This is a genomic window from Eremococcus coleocola DSM 15696 (assembly GCF_000428865.1).
GTDB classification, from domain to species: Bacteria; Bacillota; Bacilli; order Lactobacillales; family Aerococcaceae; genus Eremococcus; species Eremococcus coleocola.
In genome coordinates this window covers 39,040-62,842 of record NZ_AUAT01000015.1, presented here as the reverse complement: position 1 = coordinate 62,842, position 23,803 = coordinate 39,040, and the positions used below count along the sequence as shown (strand labels likewise).

Below are 23,803 nucleotides of genomic sequence, written 5' to 3'. Positions count from 1 at the left end.
TTCATGTTTACTAAAATAATAAAAAAAGGTCATTATCACGATTGCGATAATGGCCTTGTCTTTTTATGGACTGGACTTTTTGCCCAGCCTCTTTTATCTTGGTTACTGGTCCTATTTTGTAGACATAGACTGTCGTGACGCAGGTTATCTTACTGCTGGAAAAGTAAAGAATAATTTCTCCACTTAGGGCTTGACTATGTAAGATATGAGTAATTTTTCTTAACTTATTCTTAACTCAGGAAAAATTTTACTCTTTTTCTTTACTTTGGTTAAACTATGGAAAATATTTTTTATTAGGGGTTAAGTCAATAATTGATGGGTCTTTATTCCAGACTGGAAGACAAAGCAAGGAAAAAATTCCCATTTAAAAATAAGGCTTGAATTAATAATACTACAATTAATTCAAGGCTTACTTTTTTCATAATCGGTTTTCCTTGTTATCTAACCTTGAAAGGAACACTTAGGAAAAAATAATAACCATAATTAGCATAATTAAAGCAAAGGAAAAATTAATTAATTGGGTAATAAAACCAACATAGCTTTTATTACCTTCATAGCGAATCAAACCATATTGTTGCAGGACTAAACCAAACAAAGAAATTACTAGTAAGGTCCAAAAGCCTAGACTTTGGCCCGATACATTATGGGTGGTAAAAGTTAACCACAACTGAGGTAAATAAGAAATAGTAATACAGACCGCAGAAACTAAAGGTGCCCAGGTTAACAGTAATTTTTTCATAAATGATCAACCTCCTGACTTGAATTATACCCAGTCAGATACCAAAAAACTAGTTAAATTTTTATGTGATTTAGTTTAATGTACCCTACTATTTAAAACTTATATTCATTCGGTAGTAGTTAATATAATCTATTTAATTAGGGGGTAATATTAATAAGAAAACAAGTTGAAGAATTGCTAAATAGTGAGATTTCATCGTCTTTCAATACGAATCCGTTACGATTCACACCAATTTCTTATATTTATATAAAATAAATTTCTTAATTTTACAATGTATGCCCCATAAATACCTCTAACCACAGAAAGAGTCAGCTAAACATTAGCTGACTCTTTCATATCTCGAAACAAACACTTATTTAGCTTGCTTCATAGACTGCATAATTTGTTGTACTTTTTTCTTAGATGGCTTCTGCCCCATTTGGGCCATCATTTGGGTAATCATGCGTTCATCAATTGGTGGATTTTCTTTGAAATAATCCATCATATACTTCCGTGAAATGAAGAAGCCACCCACAAAACCAGCAATCATCGCGATTGCAACAATTAATAACCAAATCCAAGTTTGCATTTATACGTCTCCTTTAATCTTTATTCTTAAATAAACCCTTACGGGCTTGAATCTCTTTAACCTTTTTAGGGGTTAATTCATTGCCCTCTGAATCAACTACTTTAATGGCTTCAACTTGTTGACTGAAGCCCTTGCGGAAGTCTGCCAAGTATTCTTGGCGTAATTTAGCTTGTTCAGCCAATTCTGCTTCATTCAGACCTTCTGCTTTTTTCTTACGTGCTAAGGTATTGATCCGGTCGATTTTTTCTTGACTAATCAAAACAATCCCTCCAATAAACGAACATTTGTTTGCTTTATACTCTAATCTTTGCTACAATGACGTTAACATAAGAGAAAGAGTGAAGCCAATGAAAAGCTTATCTTCCAAACAAGAAAACATCTTAATATGTATTTACCAAGCCATTGAAAGCAATGGCTATCCTCCAACCGTGCGCGAAATCTGTAACCAAGTAGGACTCGCTTCGACTTCTACCGTCCATGGTCATTTAACCCGACTTGAAAAAGCCGGTTATATTAGTCGAGACTCCTCCAAGACACGGGCCATCGAACTAACCGACTTAGCTTTACAAGCCTTGGATATTCAACCCCAACAGATTCCCCTCTTAGGAAAAGTGGCTGCCGGTGCTCCAATTCTAGCGGTTGAAGAAGCGACAGACTATTATCCTATTCCGCCCCACTTACAACATTATGATGCCGCTGACCTGTTTATGTTACAGATCAAAGGTGAATCCATGATTAATGTTGGTATTATGGATGGCGATTTAATTACGGTCCGTAAACAATCTACCGCCAATAATGGTGACATTGTGGTTGCCATGACTGAAGACGACGAAGCCACCTGTAAAACCTTCTTCAAGAAATCTGACCATTATATCTTACGACCTGAAAATGATAGCATGGACGATATTATCTTGACCAAGGCCACGATTCTCGGAAAAGTAGTGAGTCTTTACCGTGAGTACTAAGACTAATAATTAATAAACTAGAGCATTTTAAAAAATATAAAAAATAATATATCCCCACATTAGGAGCACGGCAAATCCAGTGTAAATCATAGATTTCCTGAATTTGTCCCGCTCTTTTTTTATTTTTCTAAGCGATTACTCTTAGTAAGTCATCAAGGTTTTATAAGGATAACCTTCTAATTTTGCCTTGCCATCTAAATCAGCTAATTCAATCAAGAAAGCACAACCAACTACGACACCTCCTAATTTTTCAACGAGGTCGATAGTTGCTTTAACCGTTCCACCCGTGGCCAAAAGATCATCAATAATCAAAACACGTTGGCCTGGTTTAATATCATCTTTATGAACTGTTAGAGTATCGGTCCCATATTCTAAATCATATTCAACGGTGGCAACTTCACGTGGTAATTTACCTGGCTTACGAATTGGTACAAAACCAATGCCTAATTCATAGGCCACCGGACAACCCACAATAAAACCACGGGCTTCAGGGCCAACGATAACATCCACATCTAACTCATCCGCATAATCCACAATTTGTTGAGTGGCATAGCGAAAGGCTTCGCCATCTGCCATTAGAGGTGTAATATCTCTAAATAAAATACCCTCTTTTGGATAATTTTCAATGGTAGTTACATAATTCTTTAAGTCCATTTTATTAATTCCCTTCAAAATATTTCTTAACCGCTTCCAACGGCTGATAATTGAGTAAGGCTTCTACCTTCATTGCTTGTTCATAAGTCCGATAAGCCTTTAATTGCCATAAGTCTACCTTATCCGGACGCGTCTGATTAAACATTAAAGAGCCATCTTTAATTGTAACAAATTTTGCTTCTAAAAACATGTGAATTAATAAATTAATTTTTAAGGGGTGAATTTTTAATTGATTCTGCATGGTTTGTTTTTGTTCAGCCCCTGAAACATGTCCCACTTGATTTAGGTAGCGGAAAAGTTGGGCCGCTTCTTGCCGATTGGGCAAACCCACAAGGTATTTTGAATATTGGTTATAAGCCCCTAAATAGACTTGATCAAAACGGTTTGTTTGATAAAAGTCTTTTATCAAAGTTAAATCTTCTGGAACTTCCATAATAACCAAATTATCGTACGCATCACATTCTGTCTGACTAGGTAAATCTTGAAACAAAAGTGCCGCAGAAGAATCAGCTAAGTCTGCTAGATAAAGGTCAAGAATGGTTTGATGGTTATATAAATAAAGACTTTTTTCAAGTTTCATTAAATCAGAGGCAATATGCTTCCCCCTCACATCTAACCAGACCGAGCCCTTAACGCCAATATCTTTCATATGGATTTGAACCTGTCGTCTACCTTGCCATTCATTAATAACAAGTTGTCCTACCAGTGATACCTGCATGCCTGGACTTAAGCCTTGACACTGGTCTGCCATCGAAAAACCTAACACTTCAAGTGATGATCCCTGGTCTGACCCACGAACCCTTAATTTGATATGAGTCTGGTCACCAATGGCTTGAATCCGCTCGATTTGGACATCTTCAAGAAGCCAAAGTGGCTGTGGATTGTCCATCCCAAAGGGCCCTAAATGATCGATTTCTTGAACGAGGTCCAGGTTGATTTCATCAATGGCTAGTCTGCCATCTAACTTTAATTGGGAAGGCGCCAAGATCGCTGCTTGGTAAGCTTGACTAGAAGAAAGCATGGCCTCCTTAAATGCGGGAAACTGGCTAGACTCAAGGGTCATGCCGGCTGCTTGAATATGGCCACCAAATTGCGTTAAAAATCCCTTATTCTGTGACAACCAGTCAAATAAATTAACTCTTGGTAACGACCGACCGGACCCCTTGTAGACTCCTTGGTCTCTTTGTTCTTGGAAGACTAAAGCAGGACGATGATATTTTTCGAGTAAACGACCCGCCACAATCCCTACTACGCCCGCAGGCCAATCAGGGTCTGCTTCAATAATGATATCTGGCAGACTAGGATAGCTTTCGATTCTAGTCTGAATTTGGGTCATAATTTTTTTAACGATGGCTTGCCGCTCTTGGTTTTTACTTTCTATCAGTTCATAAAGTGCCTGCGCCTCGCTAGAGTCAAAACTTGCCAGTAATTCAAAGGCTGGACTAGGGTCCCCCAGACGGCCAATCGCATTCAAGCGTGGGCCGATAATAAAACCAATGGTATCACTGGTTAACTTATTACGGTCCACCTGATTATTGGTCAGAATCAAATCCAAACCTAAGCGGGAGCTTTGTCTCATTAATTGCAATCCTTGCTTGACAATGGTTCGGTTCTCGTCCGTCAATGACACCAAATCGGCCACCGTCCCGATAGCCGCCAATTCAACTGATTCTAAAGGAATCTCTTCTAATAGAGCCGACACCACTTTTAAGGCAACCCCTGCCCCTGACAAGTCACCAAAAGGATAGGATCCTTGGGGGTGGCGGGGGTGGACGATGGCATAGGCATTGGGCAAGTGGTCTTGAATTTCATGGTGGTCGGTTACAATCACATCGACCCCACGATGATTGGCATAGTCAATCGCTTCAAAACCAGCCACCCCATTATCACAGGTCAAAATTAATTGACAGCCTTGATCAATCAAGCTTTGGTAGCGGTCCTTATTGGGGCCATACCCATCAATCAAGCGGTTGGGTATATAATAGGTCACATTTGCCCCCACTGCTTGCAAACTTTCATATAAAATTAAAGTTGAGGTAATCCCATCGGCATCATAGTCACCATAAATCAGAATTGCTTCTTGACTAGCAATCGCTGCTTGTAAACGGTCAATCGCTTTAGCCATATCAAATAATTCGAAGGGATCATGGAAAATAGCCTGACTTGATTCTTCCAAAGCAGTCAAAGTCTCAAGACTATCAATTCCCCTTTGGTAACATAAACGCAAAAAAGCGGAAGAGTATTTCTTTTCCGCTTCTTTAAATACCGATAAATCACTTGAGTTGGAATCTAATGTTGGTAAGACCCACTCATAATGAGCTTTATTTAGAAACATGGCCCAAAGGCCTCCTTTTAAAACTTATTTATTCAGTGAAATCAGCGTCAACTTCTTCTGGCAACTCTACTTGAGCTGGAAGACTTACTTCCTCACTTACTGGTAAATCTTTTGGTGTCATTGAAGCAGGGTCTAAGTGACTTTCAGGCATATCCATCTCTTGTTTTACAAAGCTATCTTCTTGATAGACTTGGGTATTTTTATTTTTATCTTTCAAATCAGATACTTTAGCTTTAAGGTCTGAGATCTGATCATCTTTCTTGATAATATCCTGAGTATGTTGGTCTTTTAAGCTCTTAATTTCATTGTTAAGTCGCTTAACCTCTTTACGTTGTCGACTATTGGAAGAAATAGTAACTAAAAGTCCTACAATCATCCCCAACAAGGCTGACAGTAAGATTAGTAGAATAAGGGGAACTTGATATTTAGCGACAAATAAATCCACTGACACAGGATTCACATTTTGTAAGGCGACAATCACAAATAAAATGAGGAAAATCACCCCTAGAATTACCTTAAACTGTTGTTTCATCTGAATTCTCCTTTAAATTAAATAAGTTTAATTTTAATATATCACTTATTGTCGGAAAAATCGAATTTAATCGAGCCAGCAGCTCAAGAACTAGCGGCGCATTCACTTCCCGTTTAAATTTACAAGGGCTCAATAAGTTAGCCATAATTCGCTTTGTTAAAACATCAACATCTAAGGCAAAGCCTTCAATGGTTTTAAAGTAGGCTTTTGAGTTAGCATCGCGGTCGAAGAACTCGGTAACAACTGGACCTGGATTCACCACAATGACTTCGATTCCAGCCGGACGTAATTCGAGTCGAAGCGTATCTGCATAAGCTATTACTGCGGCTTTAGTCGCTGAGTATACAGATGAAGCAATCGTCGATAGTTTACCTGCAGAAGAGGCTACCATAACAATCTGACCTGAACCTTGGTCTAGCATTTCTAAAGCCACTAATTGGGACAAATACATGATAGCAAAAGTATTTACTTCAAACATGGCCACAATTTCGGCATAAGAAAATTGGGTGACTCGTTTAAATACTCCATAACCCGCAGCTTGGAACAGTAAATCAATCCGACCAAACCGTGATTTACATAAAGGAACAATACTTTCGATAAAACTGGTTTGGGTCACATCCCCCGCCAAGACAAAAGTATCCACACCATGAATACGGTTAATTTCTGCTGCTAAAGCTTCCAACCGGTCTTGGCGACGGGCAATTAAAACTAAATCATAGTGGTGAGCGGCTAATTGTTTTGCCATTGCTTGACCAATCCCAGAGGATGCGCCCGTCACCACTGCAACTTTTCTACTTTGAGACATCTTTCTAGCCCCCTACTGAGTCTAAGTTGATTTCTTCTAAATCTCGGACAATATGTAACTTTGGAAAAATTTTCTGCGCTGCTTGTTCCATCACTTGCACATCTCGACTTAAATAGCGGGAGGAAATATGATTCAAATAAACTTGCTTAACCCCAGCTTCTTTGGCTAAGGTCGCTCCTTGGTCCGAAGTCGAGTGATAATATTGATTAGCCATTTGGCTTAAAGACCCATCATGGGTTCCCTCATAAATTAAGACATCCGCATCTTTGGCTAAAATTAAATTATTAGCATTGGGCCGAGTGTCGCCAATATACGTAAGTACATGCCCTGCTTGCGCTGGGGCGATAAAGTCCTTCCCATCTAGGAGACGACCGTCTTCCAATTGGACTGTTTCTCCAGCTTTTAAGCGGCCATAGATAGGTCCAGCCGGTATGCCCTGGGCTTTTAAGTCATCCACTAATAATTGACCTGGGGTATCAGGTTCTTTAATGCGAAAACCAAAGGACAATATACCATGATTCAAGGGCAAATATTCCGCTTGCCAGCCATGGCCTAGATCAAGCTTACCGCCTTGGTCAGACAATTCTTCGAATATTAAGGGATAACCCAAATTTGACTTTGATAACTTCAAGCACATCAAAACATAGTCCTTGATACCTTGAGGACCATAGATGGTAACTGGCTCTTCGCCTCCTTGAAAGGACCGTGAGCTTAAAAAACCTGGTAAGCCAAAGATATGGTCCCCATGCATATGGGTAATAAAAATTTTGGAGACTTTTCTTGGCTTTAAACTGGTATGTAGGATTTGATGCTGGGTCCCTTCCCCACAATCAAATAGCCATACTTGGTTTAACTGGTTTAATAACTTGAGTGCCATCGAAGAAACATTCCGATTTTTGGACGGGATGCCTGCCCCAGTTCCTAAAAACAGTAATTCCATTTTAGACATCCTTTACTAAATCATAGATTAACGGGTTCTAAAGAGTTCTTTTGCAACATAAACTGATAATTGACGAGCCCCTTCATCGGTTGGATGGGCTTCATCTTCCCGAATCCATTCAGGGTGATCATTCGAATAAGTATTCCAATCAATGACTTGGACATTACCATATTTTTGTGAAGCACGAAGAATAGCCGCATTGGCATCGGTCACCCAGGAACGGTTGGCGTTGGAATTGATAAAGTAAATAGACTTATCCGTCCCGATTGCTTCAATAAAGTCATCAATTTGACCATCCGTAAAGGTCCCATTTGAACCTAGCATGACCACCACTGTATTCATAATTAAACCTTCTGATTGAAGATAATTAACTTCACCATAGGTATTAAATAACTGGCGGCCAACTTCACCATCGATAATCGCTTTAGGAAAGACTGCTTTAAAATGGTCTGCGGAAGCAAGCAAAGTGGAATCACCAATAAAAGTAATATCTAAACCATTGGCAAAGAGTAATTCATCTTGTTCTAGACCTTCAATGTTATTAATGACTTTGGTGGTGTCTTGACTTGGAGCCTGGCTATCATCAGAAGTATTTTCTTGCTTTGTTTCATTTGATTGATTTTTTGTTTCTGCTGCTTGTTTAGTCTGAACTAAGGCTTCATTCTTTTCAATCAGGGTTTGTAAATCATCCTCGTTACTTGAGCGTTTTTCCGGTGCAATAGCCAAAGCCACTGTACCAAAAAGCAGAAAGAAGATATAAATTCCCGTGATGACTTTAACATTCATGAGAACATTACCTGACCGTTTAAGAATAGAAAATTGGTACTTCATTTTAGACCAATTAAAATGCTGACCAATTGGTAACTTAATCCGGTCTTGCTCAAATAATTGGTAAGAAATTTCAGCTAAGATTGCCAAGAGGACAAATTGGAAAATATTCGTTAAGGTAAAGTTCCAAGACCGTAAATAATTAGGCAAGATTAAGTAAATAGGATAGTACCACAAATAGTAAGAATATGACCGTTTACCAAGAAAAGTAAATAAAGGCCAAGATAAGACTTTATTGATTAAAGTTTGTTTATGGATGGTAAACACAACCATGCCTGCAGCAACTAAAGTATAAAGGAACATGCCAAATCGATAGGCGAAGGCTTGGGTTCCATACATAAACTTAGACATCAAAAAAAGTAAGACAAAGGCTAAGATACCTAAAGTATTGACCAGAATTTTCTGAGGTCGATTTAAAGGATGGGATTCTAATTTAACCGGTAGTAAAAAGGCTAAAACATTTCCCATGGTATAGGCAAAAGCCCGGGTCAATAGATTATAATAGACATTAGTAGGATCCTGACCGTCCTTGAACAGATAAGCCATGGTAGCGGCCGAAACCAAGGTGAGGATTCCCATCATATTAATGGCAATGGCTGGGTTCCGGTGCCAAGTATAAAATAATTTAAAGAAAATCGGGGTTAGAAGTAATAATTGTCCTAAGAGCGCCACATACCATAAGTGAGTAAAGGCAGATGGATTTGAGGCATGGACGAAATAAGATTGTTCATTAAATATTTGATAGAAATTATTCACAAACAATAATGAAGCGACCCCCATATTCCGAATATTAAACAGATAATCACGAGCAAAAATTAAAATAATTGCTGCCGTAGAAATAATCATAGCTAACATCGGGAAAAATAGGCGTTTAAACCGTTTCTTATAATATTTCCAAGTATTAATTTTCAAACCACGGGTATCCGCCAAGTAAAAATGACGCATATTGAAAAAACCAGCTACTAATAAGAAAAAGTTAACGGCTAAATAGCCTCCTGGTAAAATATGTTGGTAAAAATAGTAGCCTAAAATTGAAATAATCGCGATGCCCTTATAGCCATCAAAGACAGCTAAACGTTGGCTTGCTTGTTTTGCTTTTCCTTTCATTCTCTCACACCTAATCCACAAATTCGAAAGTGAATCCCATCAAGTCAACTGTGTCCCCTGACTTAGCACCCTTTTCGCGTAAGGCTTGATCAATCCCCATCGCCCGCATTTGTCTAACAAAGCGGTTGACAGACTCATCGTGGGCCATATTGGTCATTTGGAAGAGTTTCTCAATTTTTTCACCCGTAATTTCATAATAATCCCCGTTTAAACGGTGGATTTCAAAATCTGGTTTTTCTTCATCTAGTTGATAATGAACATATTGCTCTACTGTTGCTGTTTCATTATAAAGCGGCACAAAGTCAGCTTCTTGAACTATATTAAAGGTAGCCTTTAATAACTCATCCAGTCCTTTGGTTTGCCAAGCGGAAATTTGGAAAATCTCCGGCTGACTATGTTCCTTATCGGCATAATAATTAGCCAATTGAGCTTTAAATTCAAGTAAATTATCTTCAGCAGCAGCTTGATCCATTTTATTGGCCACAATCACCATAGGTCTTAGCAGTAAACGTTCATTATATTGTTCGAGCTCACCCATTAATTTTACGAAATCATCAAATGGGTCCCGACCATGGACTCCGGCCATATCAATCACATGAAGGAGCACATTGGTCCGTTCAATATGCTTTAAAAAGTCGGTGCCTAAACCAACACCTTGTGAGGCTCCTTCAATTAAACCAGGAATATCCGCCACCACAAATTCTTGATCATACCCTAATTTTACGACTCCTAAGTTAGGACTCAGCGTAGTAAACGGGTAATCCGCAATCTTGGGTTTAGAATTAGAAATCACCGATAATAAGGTTGACTTACCCACTGAAGGATATCCAATTAAAGCAACATCCGCTAAAACCTTCAATTCTAAGATTAAATCAACTTCCTGACCCGGCTCACCATTTTCAGCGATTGCAGGCGCTGGATTCTTATGAGTCGCAAAGCGAATATTGCCACGGCCGCCTCGGCCCCCTTGAGCTACCACAACTTCTTGGCCATTTTCTAACATGTCCGCAATAAATTGACCCGTATTGGCATCTTTAATAATTGTTCCAGGTGGAACTGCCACGACTAAATCTTCCGCAGCTGCTCCATATTTACTCTTAGACATGCCGTTTTCACCAGGTTTTGCTTTAAAGTGACGGTTATATTTAAAGTCCATCAAGGTTCTTAGGCCTTCATCTACCTTAAAAATCACCGAACCACCGCGACCGCCGTCTCCTCCTGCTGGTCCCCCATCAGGCACATATTTCTCCCTGCGAAAAGCAACCATTCCGTCGCCACCCTTACCGGCTTTGACATTTACCTTGGCGTAATCTAAAAATGTTGACATTGGTTCGCCTCCTTCTCGTTCCTAAACTAACTAAAAGCTTGTTCTTGCTCCAGTCAGTCTACAATTCACTGTATTTTATTTCTATAAAATTTAAAACTTAGAAATTAATTTTTGTGGGTTCATCATTTGCATCACATAACGACTTAAATAAGCCATAAGGGCATAACGATTATCCTTGATATCAGCTTGGTCTGCATTAACCATATTATTCTCAAAGTAATCGCCAATCGGTGTTACTAGGGCTTTGAACTCTTCCAACAATTCAGCCATAGAATCAGCTTCATAGTTTAAATCTTTAACCGCATCAAAAAGAACTTGTTCACTCTCGGATTGGGCAAGATTTAAATCTAAATCCTTTGCTTCTTCTACGGTTAGACCTAAGTTTAATACCCGACTTAAAGATTCAACTAAATTCCGATAGGCTTGAGGCTCTTGATTCTTAAAAGCTTGTAATATAGGTCCGGCTTCCAAAATATGCACAACATTTAAGAAATCACCTGCTAAAACTGCTTCGATAATATCGAAATCAAGATTTAACTTAGCTAACTGTGGCTCCATCCGGGCCGCCATAAATTCTTTCAGATTATTTAAAAGTTCAGAATCACTTAAATTAAAGTGGGCCAGAATATCTTGGAATAGATCAACTAAGTCAAGTGACCATGCTTGGTCCGCCATAATTTCCACGACACCCATGGCTTGACGTCTTAAGGCATAAGGGTCATTCGAACCAGTAGGAATCAAATCGACAGCAAAATATTGCACCAGACTATCTAATTTATCAGCCATGGCTAAAAGCGCTCCAGCTTTAGTTATTGGTAGTTGCCCTCCTGCGGTGGTTGGCAAGTATTGACTGGCGATTGCTTGAGCCACTTGGTCAGACTGACCAAATTGACGAGCATACCAAGCTCCCATTTGTCCTTGTAGCTCATCAAACTCACCGACCATACCAGTCATTAGGTCAAACTTGTACATTTTAGCGGCCATCTTGGCTGTTTCAAGATCATTTTTATCAGTTTGGTTAACTTTAACTGCTAAAAGGCCAAGTATTTGACCTACTCGGGCTTGTTTATCCGCCAAGGAACCCAGTTTATAATGCTCATTGACATGGTCTAGCTTAGCTACATAGGTTTCAATTGACCCCTTAAGATCTTCTTTATAGAAGAATAAAGCATCTTCCAAACGGGCTTTCAAGACTTTCTGATTCCCCCGGACCACATTTTCTAAATGGTTGGCGTCCCCATTACGGACTGAAATGAAGATAGCTTGTAGTTTTTCTCCCGCTTGATCTAAAGCATAGAAATACCGTTGATGGTCTTTCATGGCTGTAATCAAGACCATATCGGGAATTTCCAAGTATTTTTCTTCGAAGTCACCGTAGAAAGCAGTGGGCCATTCTACAATCGCCGTCACCTCTTCAAGAAGGTCTTGATCAATTGGAACTTGCCAATGATTTTGGTCGGCAATCTCTTTAATTTGGGCTTCAATCACGGCTTGACGTTTATGGAAGTCTGCTAAGACAAACTCTTTTTCTAAGCTGGCTTCATATTGGTCAGCTTGAGCAATCACTAAGTCATGCCCCAAGAAGCGGTGACCCCGAGAACCATTGCTGGCAGTCACACCGGCAAAGTCAAATGGAATCACTTCTTGATCTAACAGAGAAACTAACCAGTGAACCGGACGAATATAATTAATTTGATAATCATGCCAGTGCATCGTAACCGGGAAGGTCATACCTGACACCACTGACTCTACCCCACTTAATACGTCGCGACTGCTTTCACCCGCTTGAAATTTATTAATAAAGACATAGTCTTCACCATTGAGGTCTTGCACAAACAAATCATCGGTGGTCCCCCCCTGGCCACGGGCAAAGCCTTGAGCCGCTTTGGTCCATTGACCTTGGTCATCCTTGGCAATTTTTAAGGCGGGTCCCTTGGCTTGTTCTGACAAGTCTGCTTGTTTATCGGCTAAACCCGTCACTAAAACTGCTAAACGACGTGGCGTCGCATATTCTTGAATTGCGTCAAATTCTAATCGATTGTCATTTAAAAAATTAGCCATTCTTTCTTTTAATTGTTGGCTCAAACTCAATAAATAACGGGCAGGAATCTCTTCCATCCCAATTTCTAATAAATAATTGTGTACCATGGTTGATTCCTCCTAATCCTTTTGGTTTAGAAATACTTGCGCTTGCGCCCGGTCTTTAATCAGTGGGAAACCAAGGGCTTTCCGTTCAGCCACAAAGGCTTTAGCAATGGCTCGTGCCATTTTACGGATCCGGCCAAGATAGCCAGCCCGGTCTGAAACAGAGATGACTCCTCGCGCATCTAATAAGTTAAAGGTATGCGAACATTTTAGAATGTAGTCATAGGCTGGATGGACAAGACCTGCTTCAATCAAAAGATTCGCTTCGGTTTCATAGGCATCAAATTGATGGAAAAGCATATCTTGATTGGATTTTTCAAAAGAATAGGTTGAATGTTCCCGTTCAGGTTGTTTAAAGATATCTCCATATTTTACCCCAGGTACCCATTGTAAGTCATAGACATCATTCACATCTAAGATATACATGGCTAACCGTTCAATCCCATAGGTAATTTCTGAAGTGGTTGGATAACATTTAAGTCCACCAACTTGTTGGAAATAGGTAAATTGAGTGATTTCCATACCATCAATCCAAACTTCCCAGCCTAGACCGGCACAACCTAAAGAAGGATTTTCCCAGTTATCTTCTACGAAGCGGATATCATGAGCTAAAGGATCAATTCCCAAAGCTTGTAGGCTTTCAAGGTATAATTCTTGCACATTTAATGGCGCAGGTTTCATGACCACTTGGAATTGGTGGTGTTGATAGAGACGGTTAGGGTTTTCACCGTAACGCCCATCGGCTGGACGACGAGAGGGTTCCACGTAAGCTGCCTTCCAAGGTTCTGGTCCAATTGCCCGTAAAAAAGTATAAGGGCTCATGGTCCCAGCACCCTTTTCCGTATCATAGGATTGAAGAATTAAACAGCCTTGTTTGGCCCAAAAGTTTTGAAGCGTTAAAATCATATCTTGTAATGTTTCAACTGCCATGTGTACACTTCCTTTTCTTATCTGTTTTCATAAAGAATTTACAAAAAAATCCCCTATGGTTGTTCAACCATAGGGACGAGTTATCGCGGTTCCACCCTAATTCTAACACGGGGTTAGCTCTTAATTGTAGCCTTCATTTGTCTGTTAGACTACCATCGACTCGTCCTAGCTCACACCCGCCTAGAATCGCTTAACCGTCTTATTTACTTGCCTAACAATTAAACTAAGTTTAACTAAATGCTTCATTAAAGTCAATAGTAAGTCAGCTTTTCTAAGGGACTTCTCAGACTGAGACCCAAAACCTAATCTACCTATTTTAACCTCAAAAACTATACTTTATTGCACGCTTAATTATAAAATGAAACATAATCAGATGACCATAAGCTAGCTGATCGATTTAAACTAGCCAAGTCCTGTCAAAACGATAACCTAGCCTTATTCACTAGTAGTTTTATCTTTTGATTTTCGCGCTTGACGTTTTACTTTTAATTGGTCGGTTTTTTGTGCAATCTGGTCCATTTGGTCCAGATAATGCTTACTTCTAAGACGAATCCCCACAAACTCTTGGTAAATTGCATCCATTAACCGTCGCAATTCCTGGTAGGTTTGTTCAGAAAGATTGATCTGCCCCAACTGGTCAAGGGATAGACCGGCCAATAAGGCTGCCATATGCATGGCCCGGGGATTTAGGTGCATCCGGTAAGGGTCATGGTCTAAATGATGGGGGCACAGACGGCCCTGCAATTTAATTGAGAAATCCGCCGGCTCTTGCTGCGAGTCACAAACTTGACAGGTCTGCCAATTTAGTTGGGTTCCAAATAAGGGGAGAAGATGAATTTCAACAAAATGAGTGATTAATTCAGGCACTTGTCCCTGATTAATTTGTTCTAGGCTCCCACGCAATAATTGATATAAGGCCAAATTTGGCACATTGTCATCAATGGCCGCATCAACCAATTGAGAAATATAGGCCGTATACACCTGTTTTTTATAGTCCACTTGGTTAGACCGATACATATCCAAACTCGTGCCCTCACGTAAAAAAGAAAAACCCTGGTCATGAATCATACCGACAAATTCATGACGGGTTAAGGGAATCATTTGGCTAGCCAAGGGATGGTTGGGCTTTTTGACATGCTTGAGATAAAACATCTTAGTCCCAAAGCGGTCGGTAAAGACCTTGATTAAAGCATCATCTTCCTTGTAAGGACGATTAAAGAGGACGATGCCTTCAAACCGTTCATTCAAGTCTTCCTCCCCTTTTTTTAAATTATTAATAATTATCTAATTCATAACCTAAGTCTTGGAGGTTGGTCATCCGGTCCCGCCAAGATTTTTGAACTTGGACAAATAAATCTAAATAAACCTTATCCGCTAACAATTTTTCGATATCACGGCGGGCCATTTTACCAATTTTCTTAATCATTTGACCCTGCTTGCCAATGATAATGCCTTTTTGCGAGGCTCGTTCCACGATAATTACTGCGTGAATTTCGATTTTATCATCTTCATTCCGCACCATGGATTCGACCTTGACCGCAACAGAATGCGGCACTTCTTCCCGGGTTAAAATCAAGACCTTCTCTCGGATAAATTCCGCCACTACAAAATATTCTGGATGGTCCATCACTTGGTCTGCAGGATAATACTGAGGACCTTGCGGTAACACTTCCTTCAGTCCTTCTACTAACTCTGGCACGTTATTGCCTTCTAAAGCAGAAATTGGAAAGACCTGGGCAAAATCTGCCAAATCTTTATAAGGTTCTATGGCTTGTAGAACTTGTTCAGGACTTACCAGGTCAATTTTATTAATTAATAAAAATAAAGGTACTTGAACATTCTTGGCTCGCTCAATCACCAGACGGTCACCCGGACCAATTTTCTCGGCTGCATTGACTACTACACACACTGCATCAGCACCCTGGAGGGATGAATAAGCAGTTTTTAACATAAAATTACCCAAGGCATGTTTGGGTTTATGGATGCCGGGGGTATCAATGAAGACCACTTGACTATCGGCATCAGTGTAAACCCCTTGGATCCGGTTTCGGGTCGTTTGCGCTTTGTCAGACATAATCGCTATCTTCTGACCCACCACCTTGTTTAAAAGGGTCGATTTCCCCACATTAGGGCGACCAATCAAGGCGACGAACCCCGATTTAAAATTTTTCTTATTCATATATACTCCTCAACATCTAAGGCCTAACCTAGAAAATATTGCCAGATATATGGCACAAAAATAATCAAACCAATCCCCGCAACAATAATAGCACCCACTAAGACAGCTCCAGCTGCCACATCCTTGGTAATCTTAGCCAAAGGGTGCCACTGTTTATCAGCTATCCAGTTTACGAGAGTTTCTAAGGCGGTATTGATTAACTCTAAGGTCAAAATAAAGGCAAAACAAATTAAAAGAGTCACCCATTCCCAGCGGGCAATCCCAAAGAAAAACCCAGCAATCGTTACAAGAATCAAAATGGAAATATGAATCTTAAAATTGGGCTCACCTTTCCAAGTAAAGCGTAATCCCTCTAGGGCAAAGCCACAGGAAAGTAGCCACCGTTTAAAGGGATTTAAATCTTTTCTATCTTTCAAGTCCATAGGCAGATAAAACCTCTTCTTGAAGTCCAAACATTTCTTTTTCTTGGTCGGGACTTTGGTGATCATAGTCATTCAAATGTAAGAAACCGTGAACCGCTAAAAAGGCTAATTCGCGTTCAAAAGAATGGCCATACTCTGTGGCTTGTTCTTGAATTTTAGGGAAAGAGATAATAATATCGCCTAGAAAAATCCCTAATTCTTCCGACATATCGATTTGACCAAAGGGATCATCCTCAGCGGTTTCTTCTAAGGCAAAAGAGAGCACATCGGTCGGCCGATCAATATTACGGTAGTCACGGTTCAGTTCATGAATGGCTTCATTCGTCACAATTGAAATATCCACCTCAAAATTATCCGGTAAAATTAATTTCTGCCCGGCTAACTTGATGACATCCTGCACTAATTCAACTTGGGCTTGACTTAAAAAATTATTATCGTCGATTACATCGATGACCATATCGATTCCCTCTTTCTATTCATTTTCTAAATCACGACTAGACAAGGAAGATAAAGGTTTTACATCCTCGGTTGCGTTTGTATCTATGGATGCAGGTTCAGCTTTATCTAGCTTGTTGCTTTCATTATCTACAGGTGAACCAAAGCTAGGTTCTAAACTTTCATCCGGCAGTTTACCCAGACTTTGAGGTGTTTTGACATTTAGATTATTGTTTAAAGGACCAGAATATGCGCGGATGATATCAGCCACCACCGGATGGCGGACCACATCATATTCATCAAAAGCCACAAATTTAATCCGGTTCAAGCCTTTTAATTTGTGTTCAGCATCAACTAAGCCAGATTTTACCCCACCCGGTAAGTCAATCTGGGTCTTATCCCCATTAACAATCATCTTAGAGCCAAAACCTAACCGGGTAAGGAACATTTTCATTTGGGCCACGGTCGTATTTTGAGCTTCATCCAAGATAACAAAGGCATCATCTAAGGTCCGCCCCCGCATATAAGCTAATGGCGCGATTTCAATAACGCCCCGTTCCATTAAGCGGTTGGTTTGTTCGGTTCCATAAATGGCATACAAAGCGTCATAAATTGGCCGTAAATAAGGGTCTACCTTTTCCTTAAGGTCCCCTGGTAAGAAACCTAAGTTTTCACCTGCTTCAACAGCTGGCCGAGTTAAGATAATTTTCTTGATTCGATTGTCACGTAGAGCTTGGACAGCCATCACGACGGCTAGAAAAGTTTTCCCCGTCCCAGCTGGTCCAATCCCAAAAACCACATCTTGCTTGCGGATGGCTTCTACATATTGGAGCTGACCGTAATTCTTAGGCCGGATGGGTTTACCATCATAAGCTCGACCTACCACTTTATCATATAGGGCTAGAAAATAATCTAGGGTCTGTTTTTTGGCCATTTTTATAGCGGTCATGACATCCATCGATCTAGGCGTAATCCCCCGTTCTAGTAAATGTACAAGTTGGTGGATCAAGGCAGCAACCTGGTCTACTTCGTCTGAATCTTGACCTGAAATGGTTAAATTCTCACCGCGATTTGAAAACTCAACATTAAAGTTTTCCTCAATGAGATGGATATATTTATCGTGGTTACCCAGAATAGCTAACAGCCAGTCTGGATTGCTAATGACAACTTTGGTTGAATAAGCATTTTTTTGACTCAAATAGCAAGCTCCTTCTTTTGACTTTTGTTAGCTTAATCCTATCATATTTGGGCTAAAATTGATAGAAATTGACTAGGATTGGTTGTCATTGAAGACTTGGCTGAGCGGAAAAATTATGGAGTAGGAAAGTTCGGGTGGGGTATAGCATGGGTCTGGGGTGTTTTAGCTTGATGGACTTGCCAAGATTTTTGCTCTTCGCAACTAATTCCAATTAAGATTTTCAAAGACATGATTTTTTGCACCAGATCCTGCCAAAAGAGTGACAAGACAAAATTCTTCAGAGTGACAAGACAGAATTCTTCGCACTTTCCCACCTCTGCTAAGAAAAAATGAAAGGACACCCCAAAGGGTGTCCTATACAAGTCACTTCATCCGTATATATTTAATTAAAATTTACGTTTACGAGCGGCTTCTGATTTCTTTTTACGTTTAACACTTGGTTTTTCGTAAAATTCACGTTTACGAGCCTCTCTTAAAGTACCGGTTTTAGAAACATTACGTTTAAAGCGACGAAGAGCGTCATCTAATGATTCGTTGTCACGAACAACTGTCTTAGACATATGATCCCCTCCTCCCGAGCTTATGTAACCTTTCTTAGACCTTAAATCTAATAAAGTTCAAAAAATATTATATCAAAAGTGAGACCCTTTTCCAAGACTTTTTAAAAAAATATTAAAATTATTAAGCGAGTAAAATTTAAGCTTCTTGCTTAGCCTTGCAGTCTGCACACAAACCAAAAACCTCAAAGCGGTGCATTTGTACTTCAACTTGTGACAAGTCAGTTTGAATATGATCCATCGGACAAATTTCCAATGGAATGGTCTTACCACAATTAGTACAAATAAAATGATGGTGGTGATGGTCTTCACCCTCACAAGAAATACGGAATAATTGTTCGTTCTGATATTCAGTTGATTCTAAAAGTCCAATTTTAACAAAATCATACAAATTACGATAAGTCGTATTATAAGACATGGTAGGATATTTTTCAGCTAAAGATTGATATACCTGCTTAGCGGTTAAATATCGATCAGAATCAATAAAAATTTCCAGGATTTCCCGTCGTTTATTGGTTAACTTAAATCCTTTTTCCTTCAAGGTCTCCAAAGATTGGTCTAAACGTTCTTCCGGACACAATGTTGTAGAATGGTTATGATGATGTGTTTTGCTTTCCATAATACACAACTCCTTATTATCTCAACTGGTTAAAATATGGTATCATATTTATAATAAAAAAAGAAGGAAGATACCATGACAGCTAAGCCTATATTACATTATTATATCATATCTGACTCTATTGGTGAAACTGCAATTAAGGTAGCCCGGTCTGTGCTCTCACAATTTCCTAATGTTAAAACACAGATTCACCGCTATACCTTTATTTCCACTCCTGAACAATTACAAGAAGCTTTAGATGAAGCTGCCAGCCAAGATGGGTTAATTTTTATGACAGTAATAGATTACCAGTTGGCCCTCCAAGCCGAACATTTTTGTGTTAAAACTGGATTGATATGCTATGACCTTATGCACCCATATATTTTAGAAGTCCAACGCCGAACCGGGGTTGAACCTGTAGCTCGATCAGGCATTCAACATGAACTTACAGACGCCTATTTCCGCCGTGTGGAAGCTATGGAATTCTGTATGCGTTATGATGATGGCCGTGATCCTGAAAGCTTAGCCCAAGCAGATCTTATTCTACTTGGTGTATCTCGAACAGGTAAAACTCCCCTTTCCATGTACCTAGCAACCATGGGCTATAAGGTGATGAATATCCCCTTGGTACCTGAAAGTGATATTCCCCAAGACCTCTACAAATATGGTGAAAGCAAAATTATCGGTTTAACTAATAATCCAAAGGTCTTGGAAAAACACCGCCGTAATCGCATGATAGAGTTTGGTATGCCCGAACATAGTAAATACACCTCGCCAGAAAGGATTCAAGCTGAATTAGCCTTTAGCAATCAAATTTATAAAGAGTTAGACTGCCCTGTATTAAACGTTTCTGACCGTTCGATTGAAGAATCTGCTTCCATAATTGTAGATTTGTTGGATTTACCAGTGGTTTAATAGAGTGAAGATTAAAAAAGGAGTTGAGCAAATTTGCTCAACTCCTTTTAACTTGCTAACCCAAGTCTAATTCTTCATTCCATCATAGTAAGCTTTATTGCCTTCATAAGTTGCTAATTCTTCAATTAGACCTTCCTCTTGAAGGGCTTGGTCAAATGTAGCTTTTTCAGCTTGCCCCGCTTTAATATCGTTATTTTTTAGCAAAATCAGCATCATTTAATATTTTAAATTGCTATATATAACTTCATGTTTTTATACAAAAACAATAATTGTTATTAAGATTAATTTTGAATAATAAAAAAGAAGATAAGGCTTTAATCTTATCTTCTTTAAATTTATATTATTTAATCTTCTTACTTTCCTTCACTGCTAAGTTCAATTCTCTTAATTGATCATTAGCAACGGCAGCTGGTGAGTTAGACATTAAGTCCATACCAGAACCAGATTTAGGGAAAGCAATGACTTGACGGATGTTCTTTTCTTGGGCCAAGATCATGACTAAACGATCTAGACCGATAGCCAAACCACCATGTGGTGGGAAACCATAATCAAACGCATGGAGTAAGAAACCAAATTGGTTTTCAGCTTCTTCAGGCGTAAAGCCTAATAACTCAAACATTTGGTCTTGCATTTCTCGAGTATGAATCCGGATAGAACCCCCACCGATTTCATAGCCATTTAAGACGATATCATAAGCATTGGCTAAGGCTTTTTCTGGGTGGGCCTTTAATTCGGCAATATCTGAATTTTGTGGTGAAGTAAACGGATGGTGCATTGCCACATACCGGCCTGCTTCAGGGTCAAATTCTAATAATGGCCAGTCAACTACCCATAGGAAGGCTAATTCGGCTTCATCATATAAGCCATGCTTAGCCGCCAAATGCGTCCGTAAGGCACCTAAAGAATTGTTGACTACATCAGCTGAGTCAGCCATAAAGAAGAGAATGTCCCCAACTTCACCATCGACTGCTGAAGTAATGGCTTGATAATCTTCGTCAGAACCTAAGAATTTAGCAATTGGACCGTTGAATCCATCTTCAGTAATCTTAGTCCAAGCCAAGCCTTTTGCCCCAAATGGTTTAACAACGTTATATAATTCATCTGCGGTTTTACGAGTATATTCATCAGCCAAACCTTTCAAGTTAATCGCTTTAACTTTACCGCCATTTTCAACTGCAGCCCGGAAAACTTTGAAATCAGCAGTCGCAGCGAAATCACTTAAATCTTTTAAGGTCATATCAAAACGGATATCCGGTTTATCAGAACCGTATGAATTCATGGCTTCATCATAAGTCATGACTGGGAAAGCTTCCTTGATTTCTAAGCCACGGGTTTCTTTAACCACGTCTTTCAACATGTTTTCCACAATCTCTTGAATTTCAGCTTGTGTCATAAATGAAGTTTCCAAGTCTACTTGGGTAAACTCAGGTTGACGGTCACCCCGTAAGTCTTCATCCCGGAAACAACGCACAATTTGATAATAGCGGTCAATACCAGACCCCATTAATAATTGTTTATATATTTGAGGAGATTGTGGTAAGGCATAGAAAGAATTTGGTTCGCGGCGCGTTGGCACGAGAAAGTCACGGGCGCCTTCTGGAGTTGACCGGGTCAAATATGGGGTTTCCACATCGATAAAGTCTTTATTATCTAAATAATGACGGATGGTTTTAGTCACTTGGTGACGGAATTTCAAATTCTTAACCATATTTGGCCGCCGTAAGTCTAAATAACGATATTTCAACCGTACTTCCTCATCAGAGGTCCGATCATCTTCAATATAAATGGCTGGCGTTTTTGATTTAGCCAAAACGGTTAATTCATGGGCCACTAATTCAAAATGTCCAGTAGGAATCTTTGGATTAATAGATTCTTCCGCCCGGTGACGTAACTTACCGGTTACTTCAACCACATATTCTGACCGTAAGTGATCGGCTTCATCCATTTGGTCAGGAATATATTGACGGTCAAATACCACTTGGCAGAAACCTTCCCGGTCACGTAAGTCAATAAAAATCACTCCACCAAGATCCCGACGTTTTTGGACCCAACCTTTAAGGGTAATTTCTTGGCCTACATATTCTTCTGAAACTAATCCATTATAAACTGTTCTTTGTGTCATTTTCTATACTCCTTTAAAAAAATCATCAATTGCTGAGGTATCCATGGTCATTTGACGGTAAATTCCAGCAAAATCTTCAATTAATTCATCTAAGGAAAACTCAGCTTCCTTACCGCTTTCCTGATTTTTCAAGCGGATCATTTTACTTGCCACTTCATCGCCACCTAAGGTAGTCACTAAACTAGCATTGTTTTTAGCCGCTGTTTTAAATTGTGACTTAAGGCTCCGATTCATAAAATCACGGTCCGCAATCAAGCCATCTTGCCGGGCTGCTTGTAAAACTTGTAACGCCAGCGAATTAGCTTCAGGGTCAGCCAATAATACAAAGAGGTCTAACCCATCTTCAGCTGGAATTTCCACTGCTTGATGTTCCATAACTAAAATCAGACGTTCAACCCCAAGTGCAAAACCAAAGCCGGGCACTTCAGGACCACCCAGTTCCTGTACGAGGCCATCATAACGACCGCCACCGGCGACAGTTGACTGTGCTCCAATGGATTCATCTTCTACCATAATTTCAAAAATAGTATCTTGATAATAATCTAAACCACGAACCACATAAGGATTGATTTGGAAAGGAATCTCTAAATCAGTCAAGTAGTTTTGAACCGCTTGGAAATGAGCCTTACTTTCTTCAGACAAATAATCAAGGATGGTCGGTGCATCTTTGACAAAAACTTTATCTTTAGGATCTTTAGAATCAAGCACCCGTAAAGGATTATCATGGAGCCGACGTTGGGAATCTTCAGATAATTCTGCTAAATGAGGGGTGAAATAGTCGATTAAGGCTTGACGGTAGGCCATCCGTTCTGGCGTTTTACCCAAGGAATTCAAGTGGATGGTCAAGTTTTCCAAACCTAATTCGGAAAGTAAATCCCAGGCCATCGCAATTCCTTCAGCGTCTGTGGCTGGATTAGAAGACCCAAACACTTCCATCCCAATTTGGTGGAATTGACGTTGGCGGCCCGCTTGCGGCCGTTCATAACGGAACATAGGTCCTATATAGTAAGCTTTATAAGGTTGTGGATACTCCGGACCAAATAACTTATGTTCTACAAAGGCTCGGACAACGGGTGCAGTACCTTCGGGTCTTAAGGCAATCCGACGGCCCCCCTTATCTTCAAAGTCATACATTTCTTTAGAGACAATATCGGTACTTTCCCCTACTGAACGTGAAAACAATTCAAAGTTTTCAATCATCGGAGTCCGTATTTCTTTAAAATTATAGGCTTCAAATATTGTACGTGCCGTATCTTCAACATAGTGCCAAGTCGGTATTTTGTCAGCTAATAAGTCTTCGGCCCCTTTAATTTTCTGTATCATTTTTTTCCTCCTTATTAAACATTCACATGAATTCAAACAATAAAAAAAGCCTATGACCGAAGTCACAGGACGTTTGTATGATTACGTGGTACCACCTGAATTTGTGCTTATCTAAAATAACAAGCACCTCAAACTTTAACGCAGTTAACGGAATAACTTTGCATTATCCTTCTCCATAG

Annotated in this window: 24 protein-coding genes; 2 read left to right on the top strand and 22 right to left on the bottom strand. The window is 39.7% G+C overall.

The window, feature by feature from the left end; all coding sequences use genetic code 11:
- Positions 1-460 precede the first annotated feature (460 nt).
- From G396_RS0105215 to G396_RS0105205, 3 genes are all read right to left on the bottom strand, one after another.
- Positions 461-739 (bottom strand): PQ-loop domain-containing transporter, encoded by a 279-nt coding sequence (locus tag G396_RS0105215; RefSeq protein WP_028125279.1) that lies wholly within the window; start codon positions 737-739, stop codon positions 461-463.
- Positions 740-1,091: 352 nt separating this feature from the next.
- Positions 1,092-1,307 carry a YneF family protein gene (locus G396_RS0105210; protein WP_028125278.1) on the bottom strand — a complete coding sequence of 72 codons (216 nt, stop codon included), beginning with the start codon at positions 1,305-1,307 and terminating at the stop codon, positions 1,092-1,094.
- A gap of 13 nt (positions 1,308-1,320) precedes the next feature.
- Positions 1,321-1,566, bottom strand: coding sequence for a DUF896 domain-containing protein (locus G396_RS0105205; protein ID WP_006417413.1), 246 nt, complete (start codon positions 1,564-1,566; stop codon positions 1,321-1,323).
- An 88-nt stretch (positions 1,567-1,654) separates the two neighbouring features.
- On the opposite strand from G396_RS0105205, the gene lexA reads away from it, so the two are divergent.
- On the top strand, positions 1,655-2,272 hold the full coding sequence (lexA, locus tag G396_RS0105200) for a transcriptional repressor LexA (protein WP_028125277.1): 618 nt from the start codon (positions 1,655-1,657) through the stop codon (positions 2,270-2,272).
- Between the two features lie 141 nt (positions 2,273-2,413).
- Here the strand turns inward: lexA and G396_RS0105195 are convergent, their stop codons facing one another.
- The 16 genes from G396_RS0105195 to G396_RS0105120 form a co-directional block, all read right to left on the bottom strand.
- Positions 2,414-2,926 carry an adenine phosphoribosyltransferase gene (locus G396_RS0105195; protein ID WP_006417584.1) on the bottom strand — a complete coding sequence of 171 codons (513 nt, stop codon included), beginning with the start codon at positions 2,924-2,926 and terminating at the stop codon, positions 2,414-2,416.
- A 4-nt stretch (positions 2,927-2,930) separates the two neighbouring features.
- Positions 2,931-5,261, bottom strand: a complete 2,331-nt coding sequence (gene recJ, locus G396_RS0105190) for a single-stranded-DNA-specific exonuclease RecJ (RefSeq protein WP_028125276.1) — start codon at positions 5,259-5,261, stop codon at positions 2,931-2,933.
- A 28-nt stretch (positions 5,262-5,289) separates the two neighbouring features.
- Positions 5,290-5,793, bottom strand: coding sequence for a LapA family protein (locus tag G396_RS0105185; protein ID WP_028125275.1), 504 nt, complete (start codon positions 5,791-5,793; stop codon positions 5,290-5,292).
- Complete coding sequence (locus G396_RS0105180) at positions 5,777-6,598, bottom strand: SDR family NAD(P)-dependent oxidoreductase (protein ID WP_028125274.1); 822 nt, start codon at positions 6,596-6,598, stop codon at positions 5,777-5,779. The genes G396_RS0105185 and G396_RS0105180 overlap by 17 nt, the downstream gene beginning before the upstream one ends.
- A 4-nt stretch (positions 6,599-6,602) precedes the next feature.
- Positions 6,603-7,538: a ribonuclease Z gene (rnz, locus tag G396_RS0105175; RefSeq protein WP_006417555.1), complete on the bottom strand. Its 936-nt coding sequence runs from the start codon at positions 7,536-7,538 to the stop codon at positions 6,603-6,605.
- 27 nt (positions 7,539-7,565) lie between these two features.
- The gene (locus tag G396_RS0105170) at positions 7,566-9,473 is read right to left on the bottom strand and encodes an acyltransferase family protein (RefSeq protein ID WP_028125273.1); all 1,908 of its coding nucleotides are present in this window, start codon (positions 9,471-9,473) and stop codon (positions 7,566-7,568) included.
- A gap of 10 nt (positions 9,474-9,483) precedes the next feature.
- Complete coding sequence (obgE, locus tag G396_RS0105165; protein ID WP_028125272.1) at positions 9,484-10,800, bottom strand: GTPase ObgE; 1,317 nt, start codon at positions 10,798-10,800, stop codon at positions 9,484-9,486.
- Positions 10,801-10,890: 90 nt separating this feature from the next.
- Positions 10,891-12,948, bottom strand: a complete 2,058-nt coding sequence (gene glyS / locus G396_RS0105160; RefSeq protein WP_028125271.1) for a glycine--tRNA ligase subunit beta — start codon at positions 12,946-12,948, stop codon at positions 10,891-10,893.
- Positions 12,949-12,960: 12 nt separating this feature from the next.
- Positions 12,961-13,875: a glycine--tRNA ligase subunit alpha gene (glyQ, locus tag G396_RS0105155; protein ID WP_006417526.1), complete on the bottom strand. Its 915-nt coding sequence runs from the start codon at positions 13,873-13,875 to the stop codon at positions 12,961-12,963.
- A 435-nt stretch (positions 13,876-14,310) separates the two neighbouring features.
- A complete protein-coding gene (gene recO, locus G396_RS0105150; RefSeq protein WP_028125270.1) occupies positions 14,311-15,123 on the bottom strand; it encodes a DNA repair protein RecO in 813 nt (270 codons plus the stop codon).
- 25 nt (positions 15,124-15,148) lie between these two features.
- Complete coding sequence (gene era, locus G396_RS0105145; protein WP_028125269.1) at positions 15,149-16,054, bottom strand: GTPase Era; 906 nt, start codon at positions 16,052-16,054, stop codon at positions 15,149-15,151.
- A gap of 23 nt (positions 16,055-16,077) precedes the next feature.
- On the bottom strand, positions 16,078-16,470 hold the full coding sequence (locus G396_RS0105140; protein ID WP_028125268.1) for a diacylglycerol kinase family protein: 393 nt from the start codon (positions 16,468-16,470) through the stop codon (positions 16,078-16,080).
- Complete coding sequence (gene ybeY / locus G396_RS0105135) at positions 16,460-16,933, bottom strand: rRNA maturation RNase YbeY (protein WP_028125267.1); 474 nt, start codon at positions 16,931-16,933, stop codon at positions 16,460-16,462. Before ybeY ends, G396_RS0105140 begins: the two co-directional genes overlap by 11 nt.
- 15 nt (positions 16,934-16,948) lie before the next feature.
- Positions 16,949-18,109: a PhoH family protein gene (locus G396_RS0105130; RefSeq protein ID WP_028125266.1), complete on the bottom strand. Its 1,161-nt coding sequence runs from the start codon at positions 18,107-18,109 to the stop codon at positions 16,949-16,951.
- Between the two features lie 386 nt (positions 18,110-18,495).
- Positions 18,496-18,669, bottom strand: coding sequence for a 30S ribosomal protein S21 (gene rpsU, locus G396_RS0105125; RefSeq protein WP_006417488.1), 174 nt, complete (start codon positions 18,667-18,669; stop codon positions 18,496-18,498).
- A 136-nt stretch (positions 18,670-18,805) separates the two neighbouring features.
- Entirely contained in the window at positions 18,806-19,285 is a 480-nt protein-coding gene (locus tag G396_RS0105120) for a Fur family transcriptional regulator (RefSeq protein ID WP_006417490.1), read from the bottom strand.
- Positions 19,286-19,360: 75 nt separating this feature from the next.
- On the opposite strand from G396_RS0105120, the gene G396_RS0105115 reads away from it, so the two are divergent.
- Entirely contained in the window at positions 19,361-20,179 is an 819-nt protein-coding gene (locus G396_RS0105115; RefSeq protein ID WP_028125264.1) for a pyruvate, water dikinase regulatory protein, read from the top strand.
- 66 nt (positions 20,180-20,245) lie between these two features.
- Here the strand turns inward: G396_RS0105115 and G396_RS11410 are convergent, their stop codons facing one another.
- The 3 genes from G396_RS11410 to hisS all read right to left on the bottom strand — a co-directional run bounded on the left by G396_RS11410 (position 20,246) and on the right by hisS (position 23,624).
- The gene (locus G396_RS11410) at positions 20,246-20,395 is read right to left on the bottom strand and encodes a hypothetical protein (protein WP_162139964.1); all 150 of its coding nucleotides are present in this window, start codon (positions 20,393-20,395) and stop codon (positions 20,246-20,248) included.
- Positions 20,396-20,519: 124 nt separating this feature from the next.
- On the bottom strand, positions 20,520-22,301 hold the full coding sequence (gene aspS / locus G396_RS0105105) for an aspartate--tRNA ligase (protein ID WP_028125263.1): 1,782 nt from the start codon (positions 22,299-22,301) through the stop codon (positions 20,520-20,522).
- Positions 22,302-22,304: 3 nt separating this feature from the next.
- Positions 22,305-23,624, bottom strand: coding sequence for a histidine--tRNA ligase (gene hisS / locus G396_RS0105100; RefSeq protein ID WP_028125262.1), 1,320 nt, complete (start codon positions 23,622-23,624; stop codon positions 22,305-22,307).
- Positions 23,625-23,803 lie beyond the last annotated feature (179 nt).